This is a genomic window from Ruegeria profundi (genome assembly GCF_001507545.1).
In the GTDB taxonomy this organism is placed as follows: domain Bacteria; phylum Pseudomonadota; class Alphaproteobacteria; order Rhodobacterales; family Rhodobacteraceae; genus Ruegeria; species Ruegeria profundi.
On sequence record NZ_LQBP01000009.1, the window covers coordinates 143,647 to 163,434 of the forward strand.

General features: G+C 55.5%; 18 protein-coding genes and 1 pseudogene. 13 read left to right on the forward strand and 6 right to left on the reverse strand.

Annotated elements, in window-relative coordinates; translation table 11 throughout:
* Positions 1-59: 59 nt before the first annotated feature.
* Positions 60-1,226 (reverse strand): cation:proton antiporter, encoded by a 1,167-nt coding sequence (locus AVO44_RS16910; protein WP_068339423.1) that lies wholly within the window; start codon positions 1,224-1,226, stop codon positions 60-62.
* Positions 1,227-1,438: 212 nt separating this feature from the next.
* Here AVO44_RS16910 and AVO44_RS16915 point away from each other — a divergent pair, with 212 nt between their 5' ends.
* Positions 1,439-3,154 (forward strand): adenylate/guanylate cyclase domain-containing protein, encoded by a 1,716-nt coding sequence (locus tag AVO44_RS16915; RefSeq protein WP_233422012.1) that lies wholly within the window; start codon positions 1,439-1,441, stop codon positions 3,152-3,154.
* Between the two features lie 283 nt (positions 3,155-3,437).
* Positions 3,438-3,851, forward strand: a complete 414-nt coding sequence (locus AVO44_RS16920; RefSeq protein WP_068339429.1) for a c-type cytochrome — start codon at positions 3,438-3,440, stop codon at positions 3,849-3,851.
* 302 nt (positions 3,852-4,153) lie between these two features.
* Here AVO44_RS16920 and AVO44_RS16925 read toward each other — a convergent pair whose 3' ends face one another.
* Positions 4,154-4,432: a hypothetical protein gene (locus AVO44_RS16925; RefSeq protein WP_068339431.1), complete on the reverse strand. Its 279-nt coding sequence runs from the start codon at positions 4,430-4,432 to the stop codon at positions 4,154-4,156.
* 186 nt (positions 4,433-4,618) lie between these two features.
* On the opposite strand from AVO44_RS16925, the gene AVO44_RS16930 reads away from it, so the two are divergent.
* Complete coding sequence (locus tag AVO44_RS16930; protein ID WP_068339435.1) at positions 4,619-5,347, forward strand: SDR family NAD(P)-dependent oxidoreductase; 729 nt, start codon at positions 4,619-4,621, stop codon at positions 5,345-5,347.
* 52 nt (positions 5,348-5,399) lie between these two features.
* Here AVO44_RS16930 and AVO44_RS16935 read toward each other — a convergent pair whose 3' ends face one another.
* On the reverse strand, positions 5,400-6,155 hold the full coding sequence (locus tag AVO44_RS16935) for an N-acyl homoserine lactonase family protein (protein ID WP_068339449.1): 756 nt from the start codon (positions 6,153-6,155) through the stop codon (positions 5,400-5,402).
* 41 nt (positions 6,156-6,196) lie between these two features.
* On the opposite strand from AVO44_RS16935, the gene AVO44_RS16940 reads away from it, so the two are divergent.
* Both AVO44_RS16940 and AVO44_RS16945 read left to right on the forward strand, forming a co-directional pair.
* Positions 6,197-7,324 carry a pyridoxal phosphate-dependent aminotransferase gene (locus AVO44_RS16940; RefSeq protein WP_068339561.1) on the forward strand — a complete coding sequence of 376 codons (1,128 nt, stop codon included), beginning with the start codon at positions 6,197-6,199 and terminating at the stop codon, positions 7,322-7,324.
* Between the two features lie 272 nt (positions 7,325-7,596).
* Positions 7,597-8,265 (forward strand): FMN-dependent NADH-azoreductase, encoded by a 669-nt coding sequence (locus AVO44_RS16945; RefSeq protein ID WP_068339452.1) that lies wholly within the window; start codon positions 7,597-7,599, stop codon positions 8,263-8,265.
* On the opposite strand, the gene AVO44_RS20770 is transcribed toward AVO44_RS16945, so the two are convergent.
* Positions 8,181-8,669, reverse strand: a complete 489-nt coding sequence (locus AVO44_RS20770; protein ID WP_233422013.1) for an urea carboxylase-associated family protein — start codon at positions 8,667-8,669, stop codon at positions 8,181-8,183. The two genes, AVO44_RS16945 and AVO44_RS20770, sit on opposite strands and share 85 nt — an antisense overlap.
* Before the next feature lie 767 nt (positions 8,670-9,436).
* Here AVO44_RS20770 and AVO44_RS16955 point away from each other — a divergent pair.
* The 8 genes and pseudogenes from AVO44_RS16955 to AVO44_RS16990 all read left to right on the forward strand — a co-directional run.
* The gene (locus AVO44_RS16955; protein ID WP_068339457.1) at positions 9,437-10,531 is read left to right on the forward strand and encodes a TRAP transporter substrate-binding protein; all 1,095 of its coding nucleotides are present in this window, start codon (positions 9,437-9,439) and stop codon (positions 10,529-10,531) included.
* Positions 10,532-10,640: 109 nt separating this feature from the next.
* Positions 10,641-11,240, forward strand: a complete 600-nt coding sequence (locus tag AVO44_RS16960) for a TRAP transporter small permease subunit (protein ID WP_068339460.1) — start codon at positions 10,641-10,643, stop codon at positions 11,238-11,240.
* A 21-nt stretch (positions 11,241-11,261) separates the two neighbouring features.
* Complete coding sequence (locus AVO44_RS16965; RefSeq protein ID WP_068339464.1) at positions 11,262-12,626, forward strand: TRAP transporter large permease; 1,365 nt, start codon at positions 11,262-11,264, stop codon at positions 12,624-12,626.
* A complete protein-coding gene (locus tag AVO44_RS16970) occupies positions 12,623-13,963 on the forward strand; it encodes an amidase (RefSeq protein WP_068339467.1) in 1,341 nt (446 codons plus the stop codon). Before AVO44_RS16965 ends, AVO44_RS16970 begins: the two co-directional genes overlap by 4 nt.
* A 15-nt stretch (positions 13,964-13,978) precedes the next feature.
* Positions 13,979-14,176 (forward strand): amino acid permease, encoded by a 198-nt coding sequence (locus AVO44_RS16975; protein WP_068339470.1) that lies wholly within the window; start codon positions 13,979-13,981, stop codon positions 14,174-14,176.
* A gap of 2 nt (positions 14,177-14,178) precedes the next feature.
* On the forward strand, positions 14,179-15,138 hold the full coding sequence (locus tag AVO44_RS16980) for a 2-hydroxyacid dehydrogenase (protein ID WP_068339473.1): 960 nt from the start codon (positions 14,179-14,181) through the stop codon (positions 15,136-15,138).
* Between the two features lie 19 nt (positions 15,139-15,157).
* The gene (locus AVO44_RS16985) at positions 15,158-16,027 is read left to right on the forward strand and encodes an NAD(P)-dependent oxidoreductase (RefSeq protein WP_068339475.1); all 870 of its coding nucleotides are present in this window, start codon (positions 15,158-15,160) and stop codon (positions 16,025-16,027) included.
* Between the two features lie 192 nt (positions 16,028-16,219).
* Positions 16,220-16,384: pseudogene (locus tag AVO44_RS16990) on the forward strand (IS5/IS1182 family transposase); the annotation flags it as partial.
* 381 nt (positions 16,385-16,765) lie between these two features.
* Here AVO44_RS16990 and AVO44_RS16995 read toward each other — a convergent pair.
* Complete coding sequence (locus AVO44_RS16995; protein WP_068339481.1) at positions 16,766-18,004, reverse strand: DUF3179 domain-containing (seleno)protein; 1,239 nt, start codon at positions 18,002-18,004, stop codon at positions 16,766-16,768.
* A gap of 47 nt (positions 18,005-18,051) precedes the next feature.
* The gene (locus tag AVO44_RS17000) at positions 18,052-19,725 is read right to left on the reverse strand and encodes a sulfatase-like hydrolase/transferase (protein ID WP_082677531.1); all 1,674 of its coding nucleotides are present in this window, start codon (positions 19,723-19,725) and stop codon (positions 18,052-18,054) included.
* Positions 19,726-19,788 lie beyond the last annotated feature (63 nt).

Genomic DNA, 19,788 nt, shown 5'->3' on the forward strand with positions numbered 1-19,788 from the left:
ATGGTCGTCAGCCGGTCCGGATACGTCACTGTAACGCCCCGATCATGACTGTTGAGGCCTCACTGTTTTGGCGATTGTTTTGAAACTTTTAGAATGGCCGCCAAGGTTACCGGTGGTCCGATGATCTCGAATACGACAGTGCTGGCTATTGTAAACGCCATAATGGTCGAGGCCCATTCCGGAAAACGCTCGCCAGCAACAAGTGCCATACCTATGGCAACGCCTGCCTGCGGGAGTAGCGCGGGACCATACCAGGGCACTTCCTGATGAGGCACACCGCCCAATCGAGCGCCAATGACCCCTCCGATAAGCCTGGAAAAGATTCTAAGAAGGATAAATGCGACGCCTGCCCATCCCAATAGCTTCAGCGCGTCCACCTCCAACAAAGCACCAGCCAAAAGGAAGAAAATGATCATGAATGGCCACTGTATGTGTTCTATCTCGTGGAAAGCCCGGTCGTGATGCCGCGCGAAATTGCCAATGACGGCCCCCGTGGTCATTGCTGTAACTAGAAGAGACACTTCCAGCCACAATGCAAAACCGGCCGCAAGAAACACGATCCCGATTGCCTCTGCCTGTAGCGGCTCACCGGGTTTAAGCCGACCAGTCAAGTAAGCGGAAGGAGCACCCAACACGCAACCCAACACAATTGCGCCACCCAGATCCCATGCTGCGCCGGACAGAACGCTACTCCAACCGTTCGCTTGATCAACCAGGACAAGTGCCACACTGAACACTATCAAACCCCACGCATCATCAATGGCGACGATCCCTTTGAGTGTGTCCGTAAAGTCATTCTTGACACCGGATTGATGGATGACATCCGCCATTGCAGCAGGAGCCGTCGCCGTTGCGATGGAGGCGAGCAGCAATGCAAGGCCTGAAGCCAATCCGAGAAGTGACAATCCGGTTGTCACAATGACAAGGGTGGCAAACACAATCGCGAGGGAGACCGTGAAAATCGCAAGCCCATGACGTGTGAGGTTCTTGCGGGTCAACGAGCCCCCTAAAAGAAACGCCACCATGGTGAGGGCAACGATCGAAACCTCATCGAACCACTGCGCAACGTCGTCTGGAATGACATTTAGGCCCGCGTCCCCAATCGAAACCCCAAGCAACAAGAGCAAAGTTACCCGAGGCAGCCGCGTAGCACGCCCCAACTGGTCGGCTGCAAGTCCGGCCAGGAAAAGCACCCCCAAGGTTACGAGAAAACCAGCAAATTCCATATCCGACACTTGAGCATGCCGAACGTGCTGAGACTTTGATCAGGATCATAATGGCCGACCGACGCTGCGCCTGATCTTTCCGGTCGGGCTGAATCCTTGCTCGGCGTGGTTGAACCTATGCCACCCGAACAAAGCAGCTGACCTGGATATGCGCGAGGCCACCAAACACAAGATGTCTTTTCCACGTAATGCATTTTGCGCTACGAAGGGACATGAACGGAGACCGCAGACTTTCGGCAGTACTCTCGGCCGATGTAGTAAACTACTCGGGCCAGATAAAGGCGGATGAGAACCGGACTCTCAGTGAACTCCGTGTCCTGCGCCGCGAGATATTTGATCCATTGGTCAGTGATCATCGCGGCAATATCGTAAAGAAAATGGGTGATGGGTGGATAGTCGAGTTCAATTCGGTCTCTGACGCAGTGCGATGTGCATTGGATCTTCAAAGCCAAGTGTCAACTCAATCCTCGCTTAAACTGCGAGTTGGCGTGCATCTTGGAGATATCGTGTTCGACGAAGATGACATTTTCGGCGATGGCATCAACATCGCTGCTCGGCTGCAAGAAGCATCCAACGAAGAAGCCGTGTTAATTTCCGATGTCGTCCATCGAAGTCTTGACGAACGCCTCGCCGAGCAATTCCATCGCGCAGGCAAACGGCAGTTCAAGAACGCCCCGTCGCCGGTCGAAGTTTTTCAATGGTCGCCCCCCGGTTCCGCCCCACCGCGCGTGACACCGGCTGGCCATGCAAAGTCTCTGCTGATCGGCGTTCTGCCCTTCGATAATCTTTCCTCTGACCCCGATCAGGAATTCTTTGCGGATGGTATTACAGAAGAAATCATTACCACCCTGTCAAAGCTACCAAACCTACTGGTCGTCGCGCGCAACTCTACTTTCGTTTACAAAGGGCGCTCAGTAGATGTGAAGCAGGTTGGTCTGGAACAGGGTGTTGATCTTGTTCTTGAGGGAAGTGTCCGACAAAGCGGCAGCCGCGTTCGCATCACCGCACAGCTGATCGATGCAAAATCCGGAATGCACATTTGGGCGGACCGCTATGATCGCCTCATGGAAGATGTCTTTGAGGTGCAGGATGAAATTGCCCTCAGAATAGCAACCGAGCTCCAAGTAGAGCTATTGGCGGGCGAGATGGCTCGGTTCCGGGGTTCGGGGACCAAAAACCTGAATGCCTGGGCGGCTCAACTTCAAGCCGTAGAAGCTTCGCGCAGGATAACGAAGGAAGCACAGGCTGATGCGCGCCGGTTTGCACAACAGGCCATTGCGCTTGATCCGGGATACTCTGCCCCTTATTGCACTTTGGGGTTCATATGTACCGTCGAAGCCCGGCATGGCTTTGCCGCGGACCGAAGCGCCACGTTGGCCGAGGCACGTGACTGCGCGCGGCGGGCTTTGGAAATAGACAGCTACAACCCCGAGGCGCATGCAATTGCGGGTTTTGCGGATGCAATCGACGGCAGGCTGATACCGGCGATCGAGAAGTTCAATGAAGCATTGGCGTTAAATCCAAACCATGCAGATGTAGCTGCACGATTGTCCCTTACACTGGCTTTTAACGGTCAAGCGGACAAAGCCATAAAAGTTGCACAGCAAGCTATTACGCTGAACCCTCATTATCCGGGCTGGTATGCTGGCGTTCTGGGATTGGCCCTTCGGCTTGATGGTCGTTATGAGGAGGCCAAAGCCGCATTCACAGAATATGGCCAAAGGGTAGAAGGCTTCGGGCACCTCGACCTCGTGATCGTCCACGTGGAAATGGAAAATATTGAGGCCGCGCGAGACGAAGCACGCTACGTGATGAAATACCGTCCGAAGTTTTCCATCTCAGAGTGGGCCAAAACCCAACTTTTCTCTAACAACGAACAATTGGAGAAAGACTGCGCATCATTGCGTTTAGCCGGCTTGCCCGAATAGGTAAAACGCTAATCTAAGACATGGTCATTTGCATAGAGAGCTGACCTTCGTAATGTTCGATTGGCGCTGCTTACAGTGAATGACACCAGCCTGCCCTGTGGACAGAGCCGGCTTTGGCTGCGAAGGTTCGAACGTTGTGGCGGTCACGGTACCTTCGTTTGCTTGTCCGTTAGACCATTTCTTGCTTAGCTTTTGCACAGCCGGTCATTTTTGACCGGGATCAAAGCATCAACCCCGTCAGAGCGATTACTTTAAATCATGAAGCAAAGGAACATTGTCGCAAATGAAGCTTTATCTGGCCTTGCTCCCACTTATTTTTCTTGGTTCTTCCCTTGCAGCACAAAGTGTTGGCCAATCGCTGTATTCGTCAAACTGCGTCCCGTGCCACGGCATAGACGGAAAAGGTGACGGTCCCCTCGCAGCGCAGCTGGGGACACCGCCAGCAGACCTGACGACGATAGCAGAGCGTCGCGACGGCGTATGGCCTATGCTTGAGATCATGGCGATACTGGATGGGTACTCTCGGAATACCCTACCCCGTGAGGATATGCCGGTGTTCGAGAACTTTTTGGATAATGAGATGAGCGAATTCGATACCGGAAATGGTCAAATGGTATTGGTGCCCACCAAGCTCATTGAAATCGTCAAATATCTTGAAAAAATACAGGATCCCGAGCCTACGTCCTATGTTCCATGACGCGGCCAGCTATCAAGATAAAACTCCAAGGATGCTGAATATCAAGTGCGTGGATACAGCCCTTGGCAACCAGTGTATTGGCAAGGTGTTAAACGCCAGTGTCGGTACTGCAGCAAGCCGCCAGGTTTAATTTACGCGATAAGTGTTTTTCCGCGCCTGCTTTGGATGCCGTGCAGTATCTGCTCCGGGCCTCACCGACCGAATACCCCAAGCCCCCGCACACGAAACCGGCTTAGCGAAACCGCGACACAGTCCGCCAACCCGGTTTTCACGGCGGGCTTACCTGACCCCAACAGGATTCTCTATTCACTCACGCCACGCGCAGCCTGAGGGTGCTCAGCCAGGAACCCCCGCAAAACAGCAAACAAAGCCTGCGCATGTTGAGCATCATCCGCATGCAAAGCGGCGCGAATATCGTCGCAGATCATTTCGTGTACTTTTTGTGGCCCGTGGTGAACCTGCATCAGGTAATTCCCCATCAGCGCAGCGTCATATGTTGTTAAATGCTCGTGCTCAGCGAGCGCATCAATCTCTGCCCGCGTGAGCGCGGACATGTCTTCGATATCTTCTACCGAAATCATGGTTCTCAGCCTCCTCACCCGTGAACACTAACCATCAAAACGGCATAGTTCCTTGATTTCGCTCAAGCGCCGGCCAGCCCGCTTTTCATGCGAGATTAGTTTTGGCCTCTCCGCCAAAAGCGGTTAGCTAGGGTTACACTTTATGGCAAAGCACCTTTTAACGACGCCAAGTTCGGAGACATCACCATGAAAACAGCAGTTGTGACCGGGGCTGCCGGAGGGATGGGGCAGGCTATTAGCCGCCATCTACATGCAGATGGAATGCACGTGATCGGACTGGACCTTGACGCAGAAGGGTTGGGCGAACTGGCAGCTGAACTGGGTGGAAATTTCACGCCTATCTCTGTTGACCTGACTGATCCTGAGGCCATTTCCCGCACGTTTGCTGAAATCAAAACAGAGCATGGCGGTTTGGATGCTTTGGTAAACAATGCAGGAACCTGCCTCATGTCAGATTTCCCGCACATTCCGGCCGAGGAATTAGACAGACAGATGGCGATCAATTTTACCTCTGCGTTCCATTGCTGCCAGCAGGCGGTTCAATTGATGCTGGACCGTGACGGCATCAAGAAAATCGTCAATATTTCGTCGAACGGAGCCTATAATTTTGATGTTTTTGACCCGCCACACTACCGCGCGTCCAAAGCGGCATTGGACACGCTGACCAAAGACCTTGCCCGGCGCTATGCACGCGACAAGATCTGCGTGAATTCTCTGGCTCCGGCCATGACCGAGACACCGCTTTTTGGCGTCCTTACCGAAGATGTTTTGCAGTCAGCCATCGATGCCATGCCACATGGCAAAGCGATGCGGCCTGAACAAATCGCATCTTGGGTCAGCTTTCTTATCTCGCCAGCAGGCGATGTTTCCAGCGGCAACGTTATTATCCTGAATCAGGGGCGCGACGTCAGATAATCCGTTTGCACTAAGCACGCTTACTGAGACAGCAGCGCCTAATTCTATGGGTTCAGCTATAGACCTCTGGTGCTTTTTTCAATTCGGGCCACTGCTTTGGACAATGCCCGTAGATCACAAAGGCATTTCGCTTGGATGCCAGCCGCATAAGCCGGTCCGCGCTGGCAATTGCGGCCTCTTCGTCCCAGGATCCGGCAAATTTCTCGTCGATTTCTTCCGGTCGAGAGATCGCATCACTGGTTAGCAAAAAGGTGCCAGACGGAAGATCGACCATCACTGCGATCTGGCCTGGCGCGTGGCCAGGTGCCGCCAGAACGGTAAGTCCCGGTCCGATCTCTACATCACCCTCAACTTCTAGGTACTCCTGATCTGGCCATTCCAGCGGTTGTACGTCACCCCAGTATAACGGGCGCGGCAAAGCGCGCTCCGTGGCCGAGATCAATATGGGTGAGGCAGGAAAAGCGCCCAATGCACCGATATGGTCGATATGGGTATGCGTACAAACCTGCAGTGTGATGTCCGACGAATCCAGCCCCAGCTTTGCCAATTGTGATTGTGGTAGATTTTCGGGGCCGCAGTGCAAGACCTCACCAAACTCAAACAGACGATCTTCCTGAACTGCAGCTTCGGTGTCGGTTGCGTATTTTTCGGGGAAACCCGTGTCGACCAGAATCGCCTCTCCGGCATCGGTGCGGATCAAAAACCCGCAAATCCCGATGATGCGACCATTGGAATTGACCTTGAACAGCCCATAGTTCAGCACGGCCAGATCGCGTGGACGCCCTTTGACAAATCCCTTTGCTTTCACACACTCTCTCCTTGTTTGGTCACAAGGATTTCGAGCGCGGCATGAAAGTCAAGATACACACGCTTTTTCAGTACCTGCTGGATACAACAGAAGCGGACCCCGAAGCCTTCGTCGGGTTTTCTTTGTCCGAGTCTCCGCGTCTGGGCGAGTTTTTGGATGCGCTGGACCCAGCGCTGCCGCTGGATTGGAACCAGAAAAGCTTTCGCGGCTTACCTGCCCTTAGGAACCATGTATTGGATAGGGCTGGTCTTGCCGGCATATGTCGACCAGATGATGTTCTTATCACGGCAGGCGCGGCTGAGGCCAATTACCTTGCATTCATGCAAGTGGTCCAGCCAGGTGACGAAGTGGTAACTGAACGTCCGGGCTGGCCACAAGCGGGTGTGCTGGCTGAAGCAGTCGGCGCAACTCTCAAAGTGGTGGGTCGGGATGAGGCCTCGGGCTGGTCCTTGCCGCTAGATGCTATTGAGGCCGCAGTGACCCAACGAACGCGTCTTATCTTTCTCACCAACCCAAACAATCCGACCGGACGCCTGATGACCCGCGGCGAACTTGAAAGACTGGTCCAAATCGCGGATCGCGTTGGTGCGTGGCTGGTTGTGGACGAGGTGTACGCAGGTTTGGAATGGGAAGGTGCGCGTGCGCCTTCGATTGCCGGGATGTATCCGCGCGGCATCACAACAGGAAGCGTTTCCAAAGCGCTTGGTCTGCAAGGGTTGCGTACTGGTTGGATGATTTGCCGTGACCCGGATTTGATCTGGGATGCAATCATTCTGCGGGAAAACTCCAGCGAGATTATGAATATACTTGGCGAAGTGATTGCTGAAATCGCGCTGAGGCCCGACAGGTATGATCAGGCTATACAAACGGCGCGGGCAGCGGGGCTAAGAACGCTTGAGCGACTTGATGAATTTGTCTTGAGTCAACCGCGTCTGGAATGGGTTAAACCGCAGGCCGGGTTGATTGGCCTGGCACGGCTCGACGGGATTGATGGCAACGCGTTTGCCAAACGTTTGCTGGCCGATCCCTACCGCACGTTCCTTTTGCCGGGCTCCTCTTACGGCATGCCCAACCACATCCGACTGGGCGTCGGAGGAGGCACCGCAGCCAACCTGGATCTCGGGTTGGAACGTATGGGCGAACTTTTGGCGAACTGGCAGAGTTGTTAAACTCAGGCTTTGTAATGAAGCTGGGAAAACAAAGCAGAAGTACGCAACCTGAACTCCGTTTGGTGCGGGAGATATATTGCCCCCCAGCCCCGACCGCACGCTATCAAACAGCGGGTTAAAGTTCTGGGAAGGTCCGCTGCTGTGCAGGATTTCCGATCGGTCAGGAACCCAGATGAATCTCATTCATCCATGCCGTGAGAAATTCGCCTTCGCCATGGGATTGGCCGCTTGATAGGCAAAAACCTGCAGTGCAGAAACTCAGGAGATTTCCCATGCCCACTCTGTTGCGAATTGACGCAAGCGCCCAGCTTGAAGACCGTTCCCTGACCCGCCATTTGACCAGCCTGTTCACCCAAAGCTTTCTGGCTGAAGCTCCGGAAACAAAAGTGATTACCCGCGATGTGGGGTTGAACCCTATTCCCGCAATTGACCATAAATTCATCCATGCCGCCTTTACCCCGCCCGAAGAGCGTGAGCCGTGGATGGACGAGCGTCTGGCCCTGTCCGACGAGCTGGTCGACGAAGTGATCGCGGCGGATATCGTCGTTCTGGGGGCGCCGATGTACAACTACGGTATGCCGACCGCCCTGAAAGGCTGGATCGACCACATCGCGCGGATCGGTCGGACCTTTTCCTTTGATCTGGCGCGCGGCGATACGCCGATCGAGCCGATCCTGTCGGGAAAACAGCTGGTGGTGCTATCGTCGCGCGGTGAATTCGGATTTGAGCCGGGTGGTGTGCGGGCTCACCTCAACGCGCTTGATCCGGCGCTGGCGGCCTGTGCGCATTACTTCGGTGTAGCGCAGGCGGATATCGATACGATCGCCATCGAATATCAGGAGTTCAAGGACGCGCGTCACGATGCGTCGGTTGAATCGGCTGAGACCCGCACCCGCGAACTGGCCGCGAAACTGGCCGGTGCGGCGGCGCAGGCAGCCTGAAACAAACGTTTAAAACGGTAAAACCTGGGGGCGTGGATCGAAATCCGCGCCCCCATGGTCGAGACTGCTGGCCGCCACTCCATCGCTCCTCCTTCGACGACCGGCGAGTTCATCCAGAGGTTCCGCGGGCACAGTACCGGTGAAGGGCGCAAACCGATTGCCGCCAGCGCCATGCGCAGATTGTCGGTGCAATTGTCGTGATATCCCTGATGCCCAAGTTGGGCATACCGGTAAATATCGCAAGACGCGACAAACGTGTCGTGAACACCGGGTGAGGTATCCTCGACCAAAGTCAGGATCGGGCGGCGCCTGTTGATCCACCCGTTGCCTGCCTGATCGCAGGCCTTCGAGGTCCCGCGGGGACGTGGGTTCGATGATGGCGTGGTCTGGACCGTCGCTGACACCAATCAAGCACGCCAATGAGATGGGCAGATCGGAACTATATCGAACCAGCATCATGTTGGCAGGCAAGGCGCTGAACACGAACCGAAGCATGGACCCGAAGGACCCCAATCGACGGTCGCGACAGGAAGCAGGGCGGGCACGAATTGATACAGCGACACCGCCATCGCGGATAAATCATGCTGCGCAAAACAGCTCGACCGAGACCGCCCTGCTACCGAGGTCCGGGGCCTAAGTCCTTGTCAGCTACAGGAGACTAAGCTGGCACCTGACAAAATCACTCAAATGTCCGCCTCGAGCCGAAACCGGAAGCAGTCCGACTAAAATGTCCGCAAATGCAGCGACCTAATTGATCAAAACTCTGTCTGCGATGAAAAAACAACAATGGCCGTTCGTTCACGGAGCAGGGAGTTTTTAGAAGCTTACGACCGAATTTCTTGCGAAACTGTCCATCGCGGCAGCGTCGCGTCGGACCGACACATCACTCCATGTATTGCTTCCTCAGGTTTCGGGCATATTGATGAGCAAGTAATCTGAATTCAGAGCTTTTTTCCTGCTGCGCAAAAGATTCGCGCTGCGAAGACAAGTTTGCAAACCAAAACACTTGTCTTAAGATTGACATATTCTAAGATATCGATGGGAGAAACGCTATTCAGCATGCGACAGAACTATGTCTGACGCAGCAGTGTAGGCTGTACTCCTTAAAATACACCCGCTCGTACAAGATCAAGCAGTCGAGGGATAATCCAAGTACTTTTAGGGAGGAAACATGACCGAACACTATAACCGCAGGAATTTCCTGCGCGGCTCTGCTGTTGCAGGCGCGGCAGCACTGGCGACACCCGCGATAGCGCAAGACAGTGGTGAAACATTGAAGATGCAAGCTGCGTGGGGCGGCGGTATCTTTCTGGAAAATGCGCAGTCCTTTGCTGCTCGGGTCAACGAAATGTCCGGCGGTTCGCTCACGATCGAAGTGTTGTCGGTCGACGCAGTTGTCAAAACCAGCCAGATGCAGGACGCTGTGCATCGCGGCGTTCTCGATGCAGCTCACTACGTTCCGGCGTATTGGTACGGCAAGTCAAAAGCAGCATCACTCTTTGGTACGGGTCCGTGCTTTGGCTGGTCGAGCCAGGAAGTACTTGGGTGGGTCTATGCCGGCGGTGGTCAGGAACTCTTCGACGAGTTAATGGAGAACCTGCAGCTCAACGTTGTGTCCTTCTTCAACTCGCCGATGCCAGCGCAGCCGATGGGCTGGTTCAAGGAACACATTACCGATGCGTCGCAGATGCAAGGTCTGAAATACCGCACGGTTGGTTTGGCTGCAGATGTTCTGCTCGAGATGGGGATGTCGGTCGTTCAGCTGCCCGGCGGTGAAATTCAACCGGCGATGAAGTCCGGCCTTATTGATGCGGCGGAATTCAACAATCCAACATCGGACCGCGACTTCGGAATGCAAGACGTTTCGAAACACTACCACCTCGCGTCGTTCCACCAGAGCCAGGAGTTCTTTGAAGTCACGATCAACAAAGACCGTTTCAATGCCCTGAGCGATGAACACAAAGCGATTATCAAAAACGCTTCCATGGCCGAAAACTCCGGCTTCTACTGGGGCAACACCAAGCGTTACTCTGACGACCTTGTGAAACTGCAAGAAGCAGACGGAGTGAATGTCTATCGGACGCCGGATTCGGTAATGGCGGCTCAACTCGAAGCTTGGGATGTGGTTACGGCGCGGATCGCAGAAGAAGATCCATTCTTTGCCAAGGTGATGGAGTCACAGAAGGCTTACGCCAAAGATGTGATGAACTACCTCAACCTGAATCAGCCAGATTACAAACTGGCATATAACCACTACTTTGGTTGATCGCGGCTGAATGAAAAGGGGACTGAGCGCCATCTTGGCGCTCAACCTCCCTTTGAAATCAGATGCACCTCTGGCGAGAGAGGCTGGGGCGACGAGGGAAAAAAACAAGATGAAATTCGTACACGCTATAGAAGGTCTGAGCCTTTGGGTTGGACGGGCCTTCGGTTGGTGCATTCTGATATTGACGCTGTCGGTATCCTACGAGGTATTCGTGCGTTATGTGCTCAACGCCCCAACGGTGTGGGCGTTTGACATGATGATCCAGATGTACGGTGCGCTGTTTTTGATGTGCGGAGCATACGCCTTGGCGCAGGACACGCATGTGAGGGCAGATGTTGTCTATCGCTTGCTGCCCGTCAAGGTTCAGGCAGGGATGGATTTTCTGCTGTATTTCCTGTTTTTCTTCCCGGGTGTGCTTGCGCTGGTCTGGTTTGGGTACGAGATCGCCGCAGACAGCTGGCGCTACAAGGAAGTTAGCTTCAACAGCCCTGCCAGCATTCAGATCTACTTCTTCAAATCGTTGATCCCAGTGGCTGGGGCCTTGCTGCTCATCCAGGGTGCCGCTGAACTGGTGCGTTGCGTTATGACGATGCGTACCGGCATTTGGCCGGAGCGATTGGCCGATGTCAAAGAAACCGAAGATCTGCTGTCGGAGGCCGATCTCAATGAGATCGCCGCCATTCACAGCGACGAAAATCAGCCCCGCTGACGCACTAGGAAAGATCAAGAGATGACGAACCCCGAAGTCGCCCTTCTGATGCTGGGCCTGTTTATTGTGCTTGTGCTGCTGGGCTTCCCGATTGCTTTCACGTTGCTCGCCATGGGCGTCGCGTTTGGCTATTACGCATATTTCCGCGGCCCGATCGATGGCGTCAGTGATATATTCAACAACAACATCTTCTATCTGCTGAACCAGAACACCTATTCAGTGATGGAGAACCCGACACTGGTAGCCATCCCGCTTTTTTTGTTCATGGGCTATGTCGTCGAGAGAGCAAACATCGTCGACAAGCTGTTTTTCTCGCTCTACCAGGCTGCTCGTAATCTGCCCGGTAGCCTTGCGATCGCCGCGCTGATCACCTGTGCGGTTTTCTCGACTGCATCGGGCATTGTTGGGGCGGTCGTAACCCTGATGGGTCTTCTCGCATTTCCCGCGATGGCAAATGCAAACTACAACAAGAGCTTTGCGTCCGGCGTTATCTGTGCGGGAGGCACGCTGGGCATCCTGATCCCGCCATCCATCATGTTGATCGTCTATTCCGCGATCGCTGATCTCTCTCCTTTGCGGCTCTACGCAGCTGCGGTTTTCCCGGGCCTGTTACTGGCGGGGCTCTACATCGTTTACGTGATCGTGCGAGTCTACCTGAACCCTGCGCTCGCGCCGCGGCCCAAGATGGAAGACGTGCCGCCGCCGCGAGAGATTTACTGGAACCTGCTTGTGAGTTTCGTGCCGCTTACGGTGCTTATCATGCTGGTCCTTGGCTCCATCCTTGGCGGTCTTGCGACACCCGCTGAGGCTGCTGCCATGGGTGCGCTTGGGGGCATGGTGCTTGCGGTGCTTTACCGATCCATGACGTGGAAAAAGCTGAAGGAAAGCGTTTTCCTAACCGCCAAGGCAACGGCCATGGTCTGCTGGCTCTTCGTCGGATCATGGACCTTCGCATCCGTCTTCTCTTATCTCGGCGGCCATGACATCATCGCCGACTGGGTTGGAGGTATGGCTCTCGAGCCGTGGCAATTCCTCATACTGGCGCAGCTTATTATCTTTCTGCTGGGCTGGCCCTTGGAATGGTCCGAAATCCTTATCATCTTCGTGCCCATCTTCTTGCCCCTACTCGATGTTTTCGGAGTGAACCCTTACTTTTTCGCGATGCTCGTGGCGCTTAACCTGCAAACCTCATTCCTCACGCCGCCAATGGCGATGTCGGCGTATTACCTGAAAGGAGTGTTGAAGAAACAGATCGAGCTGATGCAGATCTTTCGCGGCATCATGCCGTACCTTGGGATTGTCATTCTGACGATGGTGCTGATGTATCAGTTCCCGGGCATCGCGCTGTGGTTCCCTGATTATCTTTTCGGACCCTACATCCCATGAAGATCAAGCCTCATGATCTCAGCGCGGTGCAGGCGGCGGGCTTCATCGCTTCGGGTCAGTTGAAGTCTGTTCAACTGGTGCAGTCCTGTCTCGACAGAATCGCCGAGACGGACGGCGCCATCAAAGCCTGGGCCTACCTCAACCCGGAATACGCGTTGGAGCAAGCGGCGGCGCTTGATCGAAGGCGTCAAGCAGGTCTACCGACAGGTCCGCTGCATGGATTGCCTGTGGGCCTGAAAGACATAATCGACACGCGGGACATGCCCACTCAGCGCGGAACGCCAATCTTCGAGGGCCGCCAGACCGCAGAGGACGCGCGCATTGTGGAGATGTTGCGCGAAGCCGGTGCGGTTATAATGGGCAAGACGGTTACGACCGAGCTCGCCTTCGTGCATGCCAACGAGACGCGAAACCCGCACAACGCGGATCGAACGCCCGGTGGGTCCTCCAGTGGCTCGGCCGCTGCGGTTGCTGCCGGTCATGTGCCGCTTGCAATCGGAACACAGACAAACGGGTCGGTGATCCGTCCGGCCTCTTTCTGCGGGACATTCGGCTTCAAACCAACGCGCGGCACGATCCCTCGCACAGGTGTTCTTCTGACGTCCAAATCGCTCGACCAGATCGGCACATTTGCTCGCACGCTGGAAGATGTCGCCCTGCTGGCAGACGCCATCAGCGGCTATGATCAACGCGACCCTGAGAGTTACCCGCATGCACGGCCCTCGACTGTTGAAGGCGCGCGTCAGGAGGTGCCGGTCGATCCGGAACTCGCCTGGTTCAACCTGCCGTTCAATGACCGTCTTTCAGAAGCTGCTGCGGAAGGTCTTGAAAGCGTGATCGAAGTTCTCGGATCCCGCGTGACCCGGATGGACCCGGCCGATCAGCTGGGCGAGCTGGTGGCGGTTCAGGCCCGCATCCATGAATATGAAATCGCCCGCCATCAGGCCGAGGTGTTCGACGCGCATTGGGACCAGATCAGCAATACGCTGAAACCGATCATCGAAAGGGCGCGCAAGATCGGAGAGGCCGAGTATCAGGACGCGCTGGCCGTGAAAGCGTCAGCCGAAAGCTTCTTTGCAGAGTTCTTTCAGGATTATGACGCCATCCTCGCGCCCTCTGCTGCCGGAGAAGCAGTGTCATTCGGCTCAAACACGGGCGATCCAATCTTTTGCACTCTGTGGACGCTCGTAGGGTTACCGTGTGTTACGCTGCCGCTTTTGGTGGGTGAAACAGGATTGCCCATCGGCGTGCAATTGATCGGCCCCGCACAGAAGGATGATCGACTGTTGCGAACAGCGCGCTGGTGCCAGAACCATATCGCGGCGAAGGCCGCGTAACCGAAGGGATACCCCATGTCTTACATCACGAAACTCATCGTCGGCTTTATCGGCACAGCCCTGCTTGTGATCTTCGTGGGCGAGCTCTCGCACAGCATTTCTACCGGTTTTGCAGGGTTCTGGGGCGGCTTCCCATTCATGGTGATCGTGATCGTGGTTTGCGCACTGGCGATCTATGATTACTGGGATGAGTGCATTCGAAAGAGGGACTGACGATGCCCAAACCCCGCCTTTGGATCACCCGCCGTCTATCCGATGCCACGATTGAACGGGCGATGCGGGACTATGACACCGATGTAAACTATGAAGATACGCCCGGCACGGCGGAGGATCTTATTGCTGCCAGCGCGGAATACGATGCGATCATTCCCTGTCATTCAGAGCATTTCAGCGCGGATGTGGTGCGGCGCTTTGCACCGCGGCTCAAGATCGTCGCGAACCACTCCGTCGGCGTGGATCACTGTGACCTGCCCGCGCTGGGTGCGCGCGGTATTGCTGTGACCAACACGCCGGACGTGCTGTCCGACGCAACGGCAGAGCTTGCGATGCTGCTGATGCTTGGCGCTGCGCGCCATGCGGTTGCCGGTGACAGGATCGTGCGGACCGGAGCCTGGGATTTCTGGTCACCTTCCTTCATGGTCGGCAAGCAAGTCACCGGGTCCAGGCTGGGCATCGTCGGCATGGGGCGCGTGGGCCGGGCTTTTGCCGCCAAGGCCAAAGGGTTCGACATGGAGATCCATTACTTCAACCGTTCCGAATTGCCGCCTGATCAGGCCTTTGGCGCAACCTACCACGACAGTATCGAGTCCCTTCTCAAAGTCGCGGATTTCCTTTCACTACATTGCCCTGCCACGCCCCAAACAACCAACCTGATGAATCGGGAGCGGTTCGACCTCTTGCCAAAGGGGGCCGTCCTCGTGAATGCCGCACGTGGCGCGCTGGTGGATGAGACCGCCTTGCTCGACGCGCTCGCAAAAGGGCAGATAAGTGCTGCGGGCCTCGATTGCTTTCAGGTCGAACCGGGTGGCAACCCTGCCTTTGCGGACCACGAAAACATCTTCATGCTGCCGCATATTGGCAGCGCCACGACCCGCACACGGGATGCGATGGGATTTCGGGCGCTCGACAACCTCGATGCCTTTTTCGCCGGACAAACGCCGCGCGACCTCCTCTGACTTTTAAAGGACAATACCAATGACAAAAGTAGCATTCCTCGGCCTCGGCGTGATGGGTTATCCGATGGCCGGCCATCTCAAGTCCGCCGGACACGATGTGACCGTTTTCAACCGTACGATGGCCAAGGCGGAAAAATGGGTGTCGGAACATGGCGGACGTGCGGCTAAAACGCCAGCCGAAGCCGCAGACGGTGCGGGAATGGTCATGGCCTGCGTTGGCAATGACGACGATCTGCGTGCCGTTTGTCTTGGCGACACGGGCGCATTTTCAACCATGTCAAGCGGCGCGTTGTTCGTGGACCACACGACCGTATCAGCAAAAGTCACCTCAGAGCTTTACGCAGAGGCGAAATCGAAAGGTGTCGCTTTCGTCGATGCGCCTGTGTCGGGCGGACAGGCCGGTGCGGAAAACGGGCAACTGTCGATCATGTGCGGCGGGGACGAACCGGACTACGCGCGTGCCGAACCCGTGATGGCAAGCTATGCCAAGCTGTGCCGTCGTCTCGGCGAAAGCGGCGCGGGGCAATTGACGAAGATGGCGAACCAGATCGCGATTGCCGGTCTCGTCCAGGGCCTCTCGGAAGCGCTGCATTTTTCCAGCAAAGCGGGGCTCGACGGGCGCGCGGTGGTCGAGGTCATTAGCCAGGGCGCCGCGGGCAGCTGGCAGATGAGCAACCGGTACGAGACGATGCTCGACGACCACTTTGAACATGGGTTCGCTGTCGACTGGATGCGCAAAGACCTCGGAATCTGCCTGAACACTGCGAATGAAAACGGGGCGAGTCTTCCCGTTACCGCGCTTGTGGATCAATTCTACAAGGACGTTCAGAAGATGGGCGGCGGACGCTGGGACACCTCCAGCCTTTTCAAACGTTTGCAACAATTCTGAAACGCATATCGCGGGTCTGCAATCGGCCACTTGAGGAAGCGGTATGAAATCCATTTTGATTACAGGAGCAAGCTCCGGTATCGGTGCAGTGACATCAGACGTGTTTCTTGATGATGGTAAGCGGGACCGCGTTTGCTTGCGCGCCGCGCCGCACTGCTAGAGAATCTGGCGGCTCGATATCGGCACATGCGTCACCGAAGAAGCCGCGCAGAGACAAACATGAACTGCGTAAAACAGCTTAGCCAGGGTCTCATGGCATGCGACTACGACCGGCAAGTCGCTGAGTTTCAGGTTCGGATCGCGGTGCTCAATCGCCCCACAGTTCTTGGCATGCCAGTCACAGAGCCCGTAGGATAAGTCCCTCCGGGGAAAGGGGAGGTCTGCCCTTCAACCGATTTGTCCAACAAAGCCACTACCAGACTGTGAACTGAGTTGTCCCCCGCTAGCGATGGAAATAATTCACACCATGTTTCACTGCCGACGCCCTCTACTACTCGTGGCGGCATAGGCTCACAGTCCGATGCAAACCTTTCTTCCGTTCGCTTCACGGGCTCAATTTAGGCGGGACGCTTAAAGCGACTCTGAAGGAAAGGCGCGAAGCGGTCGTTGCGCTTTGCAGTACAGTGATATGGATGTCGACCAGATTACTTCCGCCACTCACGCCTTGCAAAAGGGGCAAGTCCATTCGGCCATCTTTCCGCTTGGTAGTTCACTCCATTCGGCATCAAACAAACGTCACTATGCGGCACGCTTCGGTTTGACGCTGCCAATACGGTTTACATCGGTGTGAGGAAAAAACTCCGCCCAGACATGCCAAAACAGGCCTGCCCGCAAAGTTTCAACCCGGGTGAGTTGTCCTTGATCGCTATTTCCCCGGAAATCACAGCGCTCAACTGGTTTACCACTGTCGTTGTACCAGACACCGAGGCTTTCAAAGTGTGGATCAATTTGCACAACAAGGTCGCGCCCGCCAACGCGCGTGTTCAGCAACCAGTTTTGGTCAACCACGAAATCATCGGTCCAACAGGCGGCATCTGACCCGATGGTCACGCCCCAAACGAGTGCCTTGTTGGGCAAGCGTGTGTCAGGCGGGCGCTCCATGTTGTCCATGACAGGATCAGCCTCTTGATGCTGCCTGGCGATACCCCATCCAAAAATCATCTCCAGCGCCATGTCGAGCAGTCTCAGAACCGGGTTCTTCGACGGTTTGTTCAGAAAGACCTCACCGTTCGGATAGGCTTTCTTGAAGCCACGGAATGTCATACGGAAGGTTGGCCATGGCTTCATCTGGGCTTCTGGGCGCAATGGACAGGCGGGTCCGTCCGACGCGGTGTCCCGGTCTGCTTCGCGGAACCCATAAATGTGTTGAATAGGTTCCCCTGTGTCGTTGTCGCGCAGGATCAGGTTGTTGCCATGCTGAGCAAGAACTTCAAGATTCAACCGTCTTCCTTCGATTGAGGGTGCGTATCCCTGACCAAGATTGGCCATTGCGCAATAGGTCATGACCACGTCTTCGCCCCCAAGCCCCTTGGCGTCGCCAGCCAAATGGGGCCGCATGATCTGAGCGTCAGGATGCGCACGGGCATGATCGCCGTTTACCATTACGATCACGGGTGCATTGGGGCCGACATACTGCTCCGCTTCAGCAATGCTGTAATACTGCGCGGTGTTCAGCTGGTTTCTCAACCCCAAATGGACCCAGACATAGGGAAAGCCATATAGAACCAACGCCAAGACAACGCCCAACCACCATATCGCACGCACGCCGCCTCCAAACGCAAAGTGGGCGATTGTGGCAATTGCAAAAGCCGCCAGGCCAATCCCAATCAGCCGAAATTCGTTGCGAATAAAGCGGATCATATTTTCGCGCTTTACCTTCAAGAGCATCTGAGAAACGTCGCCGAGGTCTCGAAAGTAGACGAAGCCGACTCCCAAAGAGATAACGAGGCCGGTATAGAAGATCAGGGTAGCAAGCATGGAGGTGCCTCTCGAATGCGGGGAGCTGTGGTGAGGTCAGGACGCAGCTAGCGTTCGATTGCAGCTCGTTTGGTCAAAAAGGCTTTGACAGCGGCAACGGTTTCCGGGCGCAGGTTTTCGACGCCTTCATACGGCACGCCACGCGCTGGCTCGGTGTCAGGATAAAGCTCTTTTCGGGCAAGATGCCGGCCAAGGATGCGTTGGAACTCCTGGCCACCCCATGCGCCAACTTCGGTCGAAACCGGATACTTTTCATGCGTATCCCTATATATGTCAAAGAAATCTGCCAGAATTGCACTTTCTCCAGCACCCGGAAGGTTCAGTTTCAGTTGGTCCTTCACGATCGCCTTCGGAGACGCCACTGAATAGATGATTACGTGATCACGACGCGTTTTCGATTCATCGGCGAACAAGATTGATGCGGATTGGTCCACCCCATCCACCAGCCTGTCCCTTGGAATGAACGCGTCGGCGCCAGCCATGCGCGAAAGGGTCGTATACAAATCCGATACATGGATGATGTTGTTCACGATCGAGTCTGCCTCGATCATTCCGGGCCAGCGAATGAAGGCATCCACACGTACGCCGCCTTCTGTCGTATCGCCCTTGCCGCCGCGGAAAATCATCGGGGTGAAACCCGACTGCGGGGAATATTTCGTGAAGTGCCCGTTGTCGCCCATAAGGACCACTATGGTGTTTTCGGCGACGCTCAGCGTTTCCATCTCGTCAAAAAGCACACCAAGATATTCGTCCAGCAGTTGCAGCTTGTCGGCGTAGAGGCCGCCGTTCACGCTCTCGGGGCCATCGCGCCCGGCGCGCGTGTTGTCCAACGGGATCATCGGCCAGTACTGCAGAAAGAAGGGTGCGTCGCCGCCGGCCAGCCGTTGCAGCTCGGACAGCGCCTTAAGCTGGAACTGTTCGTTCATCTCATCGTATTTTTCGGCGTCCCAGCGCTCGCCGGGCTGCATACGAATTTCGCGAATTGGACCGCCGGCCTCTCCTTCGATGACGGTGGCCATGGCGGCAGGGTCGGGGCGGAACCAATTGTCCACGATATAGTCTTCCTCAAAATCCTGTATGCCGACCGAGACCTGCTCGCGGATTGCATCATCGTTGAAGATGGTGAGTTGCCCCTGCTGATGCACGGCATGCTGCGCATAATCGAAACCTTGGTTCATCGCCCAGCTTTCTGCGATATCGCCCATATGCCATTTGCCCACATGGCTGGTGGCATAGCCGGCCTGTTTCAAAACCTCTGCGAGGGTGACCTCGGCTCCGGGAAGACCAAAGCCTGCAATGTCGACCGTGGTGTCCCCCATACCCATGCGAACGGGCAGGCGCCCCGTCATCTGGGCTACGCGCGTCGGCGTGCAGGACGGTTCGGTATACATTCGAACCATGCGCATGGCTTCGTCCGAGAACGCATTGATGTTGGGGGTTTCAATCCCGCGCACGGCATTCAGTTCGGGAATACCCATATCCCCAAAACCCAGGTCGTCGATCAGGATGGACACGATATTGGGGGGGTTGCCAGCATTCCCCTCACGAAACTCGGCAAGCAACGCATCCACAGCAGCATCATCTTCGACCCACTGCTCGCCGTTTTGTGCTTCCAGTATGTAATACTGTGCGTCGTGGATGATCGGCGTGTCCTGCGCATAAAGCGGGGAAGACAACAGGATCGAAATGGCGGGTGCCAAACAAAAGAGTCTCGTGAACATAAAGGTTTCCCCGCTGCAGGATGGTTGCGATTGCGACAAGTCTAATTATTTCGGCCTCTAAAT

Coding starts and splice junctions, on each gene's coding strand:
- AVO44_RS16985 (WP_068339475.1), top strand. CDS start 15,158: ATGACAAAAGTAGCATTCCTCGGCCTCGGCGTGATGGGTTATCCGATG.
- AVO44_RS16960 (WP_068339460.1), top strand. CDS start 10,641: ATGAAATTCGTACACGCTATAGAAGGTCTGAGCCTTTGGGTTGGACGG.
- AVO44_RS16925 (WP_068339431.1), bottom strand. CDS start 4,432: ATGATTTCGGTAGAAGATATCGAAGACATGTCCGCGCTCACGCGGGCA.
- AVO44_RS16930 (WP_068339435.1), top strand. CDS start 4,619: ATGAAAACAGCAGTTGTGACCGGGGCTGCCGGAGGGATGGGGCAGGCT.
- AVO44_RS16940 (WP_068339561.1), top strand. CDS start 6,197: ATGAAAGTCAAGATACACACGCTTTTTCAGTACCTGCTGGATACAACA.
- AVO44_RS17000 (WP_082677531.1), bottom strand. CDS start 19,725: ATGTTCACGAGACTCTTTTGTTTGGCACCCGCCATTTCGATCCTGTTG.
- AVO44_RS16915 (WP_233422012.1), top strand. CDS start 1,439: ATGAACGGAGACCGCAGACTTTCGGCAGTACTCTCGGCCGATGTAGTA.
- AVO44_RS16945 (WP_068339452.1), top strand. CDS start 7,597: ATGCCCACTCTGTTGCGAATTGACGCAAGCGCCCAGCTTGAAGACCGT.
- AVO44_RS16995 (WP_068339481.1), bottom strand. CDS start 18,004: ATGCTTGCTACCCTGATCTTCTATACCGGCCTCGTTATCTCTTTGGGA.
- AVO44_RS16910 (WP_068339423.1), bottom strand. CDS start 1,226: ATGGAATTTGCTGGTTTTCTCGTAACCTTGGGGGTGCTTTTCCTGGCC.
- AVO44_RS16920 (WP_068339429.1), top strand. CDS start 3,438: ATGAAGCTTTATCTGGCCTTGCTCCCACTTATTTTTCTTGGTTCTTCC.
- AVO44_RS16980 (WP_068339473.1), top strand. CDS start 14,179: ATGCCCAAACCCCGCCTTTGGATCACCCGCCGTCTATCCGATGCCACG.
- AVO44_RS16955 (WP_068339457.1), top strand. CDS start 9,437: ATGACCGAACACTATAACCGCAGGAATTTCCTGCGCGGCTCTGCTGTT.
- AVO44_RS16965 (WP_068339464.1), top strand. CDS start 11,262: ATGACGAACCCCGAAGTCGCCCTTCTGATGCTGGGCCTGTTTATTGTG.
- AVO44_RS16975 (WP_068339470.1), top strand. CDS start 13,979: ATGTCTTACATCACGAAACTCATCGTCGGCTTTATCGGCACAGCCCTG.
- AVO44_RS16970 (WP_068339467.1), top strand. CDS start 12,623: ATGAAGATCAAGCCTCATGATCTCAGCGCGGTGCAGGCGGCGGGCTTC.